This window comes from uncultured Halorubrum sp. (genome assembly GCF_937146585.1).
Lineage (GTDB): Archaea > Halobacteriota > Halobacteria > Halobacteriales > Haloferacaceae > Halorubrum > Halorubrum miltondacostae.
The window spans coordinates 1-3,340 of sequence record NZ_CAKZRO010000127.1 but is presented as its reverse complement, the minus strand read 5'-3'; the positions used below and the strand labels follow the sequence as shown (position 1 = coordinate 3,340).

2 protein-coding genes and 2 pseudogenes are annotated in these 3,340 nt (G+C 69.4%); 2 read left to right on the top strand and 2 right to left on the bottom strand.

Features of this window, described 5'->3' with window-relative positions; genetic code table 11:
• Nucleotides 1-346 (bottom strand): annotated as a pseudogene (locus tag Q0116_RS10200) (hypothetical protein); the annotation flags it as partial.
• Between the two features lie 148 nt (nt 347-494).
• Nucleotides 495-2,066: a DUF1102 domain-containing protein gene (locus Q0116_RS10195; RefSeq protein ID WP_297887654.1), complete on the bottom strand. Its 1,572-nt coding sequence runs from the start codon at nt 2,064-2,066 to the stop codon at nt 495-497.
• 321 nt (nt 2,067-2,387) lie between these two features.
• Between Q0116_RS10195 and Q0116_RS10190 the strand changes: the two genes are divergently transcribed.
• Both Q0116_RS10190 and Q0116_RS10185 read left to right on the top strand, forming a co-directional pair.
• A complete protein-coding gene (locus Q0116_RS10190) occupies nt 2,388-2,975 on the top strand; it encodes a hypothetical protein (protein WP_297887656.1) in 588 nt (195 codons plus the stop codon).
• Nucleotides 2,976-3,154: 179 nt separating this feature from the next.
• Nucleotides 3,155-3,340 (top strand): annotated as a pseudogene (locus tag Q0116_RS10185) (hypothetical protein); the annotation flags it as partial.

Below are 3,340 nucleotides of genomic sequence, written 5' to 3'. Positions count from 1 at the left end.
CGAGCGCGTAGCCGACGCCGGCGAGGAGGGCGTACCCGGCGAGGTTCCCGAGGAGGTGGTCGGTCCCGAGGTGGACGTAGTGCGCGGCGAACGCCGACAGCACCGTCGGCTCCATGTACGCGAACGCGAGCGAGCGTCGGGTCGCCTCCGGCAGCGCGAACACGGCGACGAGCGCGACCGGGGGGACGCAGAGCGCGACCAGGTCGCGGGGGCGAGCGCGGGCGGACAGCTCTGCGAAGAACGCCGCGTATCCGGACCGGTCGCGCGCGCTCCGGCCGCGGACACGGCCGTCGCTCGCGTCGGGCCCCGAGATCGAACGGTCCGACTCGGACGAGAGGTCGCTCACGGCTGTTCGTGCCCCGACGGTGAGTTAATGACTGTGGTCCGGCTTCCAGTGGTGATAACGCTCGACGCTGTCCGCAGGCCAGGCCGGTCGTCGGGACGCACTCTCGTCGGCTCGCCCGCGACCGCGTCGTCGGTTCGGCGGGCGACCGTCACGATATCGGCATGCGGCGGACGAGCGCGGCGCTCGCGAGGACTATGAGGACGAGGACGCCGAGCCCCGCGAGGTTCGACGGATCGATCCCGCTCGGCTCCTCGGTTGGCGAGTCGGCCGCGGTGCCGTCGGGCCCCGCCGGGCCGACGTCGTTCGCGTCGCCGTCGCCCGAGTCGCCGTCGCCGCCCGGATCGTCAACGACCAGCGTCCCCGCGAGCGCGCCGTCGACCGCGATGTCGTACGTCCCGGGCTCGTCGAACGTCGGTTCGAAGGCGACGGTAGCGCGCTCGTCCGTGTCGAGGTCGACCCGCTGGGTCGCGACGGAATCGCCGTCGGCGGTGAGCGTCACCTCGCGCGCGCCGTCGCTGCCGCCCTCGTTCGCGGCCGTCGCCCGGACGACGACCGACTCGCCCGGATCGACAGTCTCGCGGTCTATCGTGGCGGCTGTCGCGCGGATGACGGGGCGTTCGGTCGCCACGGCGAACACGGAGAACTCGTCGGTCGACGCCGTGACGTGGACCCGGTCGTCCGGGAGGTCCAGCAGGTCGCGGACGGCCGGGTCGACGCGCTCGGTCTCCAGCCGCTCCCAGCCGTCGGGCTCCGACTCGGCGCGGCGGTACAGCGAGAGGTCCTCGGGGTCGCCGCCGGTCTCGTTCAGGTAGTCGCGGTCGACGCTGACCGAGAACCGGACGCGGGAGACCGCCTCGGCCCCGAACGAGTGGTCGAACTCGAAGTAGCCGTTCGGGGCCGCCCCCCGGGAGTCGGTCAGCGGTCCGGCCGACCGGAACGGCGCCGGCTGGCCGACCGTCCCGAAGTCGACCTCGCGGGCGTCCGCGCTCACGATCCGCACGCGGTCAAGCGTGACGTCGCCGCCGACGATCTCCATCGCGCCCGCGTCGAAGGTGACCGCTTCCCCGCGGGAGAGTGCCCGCCCCCCGAACTCCCGGCGGTCCGGCGCGGGGCTGCGGACCGCGGTCGACGCGCCGCCGACGTCGTCGTCACCGGCGTCGGTGCCATCGTCGTCGCTCCCGTCGTTACCGTCGCCCGGGGGCGGGGAGACGGACTCCGGGTCAGCGAGTTCGGCGCGGATATCGAAGTCGTCGCCGCCCAGCTGCGTGCCGGCGACGACCCCGCGCGCGTCGACCTCGAGGCCGACGGCGACCGTCTCGTCCGGACCGAGCGTGACGTTGTTCGAGCGCCCCTCAACCGACTCGCCGTCGACGACGAAGGTGACGTTCTCCTCCGGGTGGTCGATCCAGACCCGGGCGTACTCGTCGGCGGTGTAGGTGATCGCGAACACGCCGTCGGCCGAGGCGAGCGAGTCCGGGTTGACCCCCTCGAAGTCGGCCGGGAGCTTCGGGTTCGACGACGAGACGTCGACGACGATCTCCTCGTCGTCGTTCAGGTAGGCGTACGCGCCGTTGGGCCCGTCGACGGGCTGGACCGCGAGGCGGTCCTCAGCGAACGTGTCCGACGGCCCGTCGACCACCGCCGCGCCCGTCGTGAAGGCGAGGCCTCCCGCGGCGGCGAGGAGGACGGCGAGGGTCAGGGTTCGACGGACCGAGGACATACGGTATCGTCACTTCGTTACGGCCCCAGGCCCTTGATTATGCGGTGCCTGAAGTCCCTCAAGGGTCCATCGAGACACCCGAGAGCACCGCACAACCCGGGTCGAACCCCAGCCGAACTGTTTCGGGATGTGATATTTTCGGGTGAAAAATCGCCGCTAAATATGTTGTTGGGAATGTTATATGGTCGTTTTAGTGGCTCAAAACGCGTAATTTCTGCCTTTCACAGCTCTTCCGCCAGCAGCGTTTGAACGCTGATAAACGTTGTCGAGTTATCACAACCCGTGGTTTTATGTTGGGACGTTCATATGTGTCTGACGTTAATGGCGTCGGCACAGCAGATCGGCGGGGGAGGGGTAGAGTCGCCGGCGGAGATCTCCGAGGACGATCTGTTCGACGTACTGGCCAACCAGCGGCGGCGGTTCGCGGTCCACCTGCTGAAACGCGAGCCGGACGACGCCGTCGAGATCGGCGAGATGGCGGAGCAGATCGCGGCCTGGGAGAACGGGATCGACACCGCCGAGATATCGAGCAGCGAGCGGAAACGAGTGTACACGGCCCTCCAGCAGTCGCACCTGCCGAAGATGGACGACGCGGGGGTCGTGGAGTTCAACAAGGCGCGCGGGGTCGTCGAGCCGACGCCGGCGCTGACGGACGTGGACGTGTACTTGGACGTCGTGGAGGGCAGAGAGATCCCGTGGAGCGAGTACTACCTCGGGCTCTCCGGCGTCGCCGCCGCGCTCGTCTCGGCGGTGTGGATCGGGGTGTGGCCGTTCACGCTCCTCCCCGAGATGGCGTGGACGCTGGCGATCGTCGTCGCGTTCGCGTTCTCGGCGCTGGCGCACAAGTACTACACCGCGGAGATGGAGGTCGGCCGCGGCGAGGAGCCGCCCGAAGTGGGCGAGCAGTGACCGACCGGGGACCGGATCTGAGCGCGGGCGGACAGGGAGCCGCGGTCGGCGGCGAGAACGGGGTTCAGGCCAATGTCACGGGCGTTCAAGCGGAGCGATACCCGCTTCCGACGGCTCATAACCTTAAGTGTGCGACACGTGTTGTCAACCAGTAACCCAGTGTTGGACCCACGCACATCATGAAACGACGCAACCTCATCCTCCTGCTCGGCGGAACCGGGTCGGCCGCGCTCAGCACCGGCACCGGCGCCTTCTCCAGCGCGAGCGCCGACCGCTCCGTGGAGGTGTCCGTCGTCGAGGACGAGAACGCGTACGTGGGGTACAAAGCCCTCGCGGAAGTCGAGGAGCTAAGTGACGATGACAGG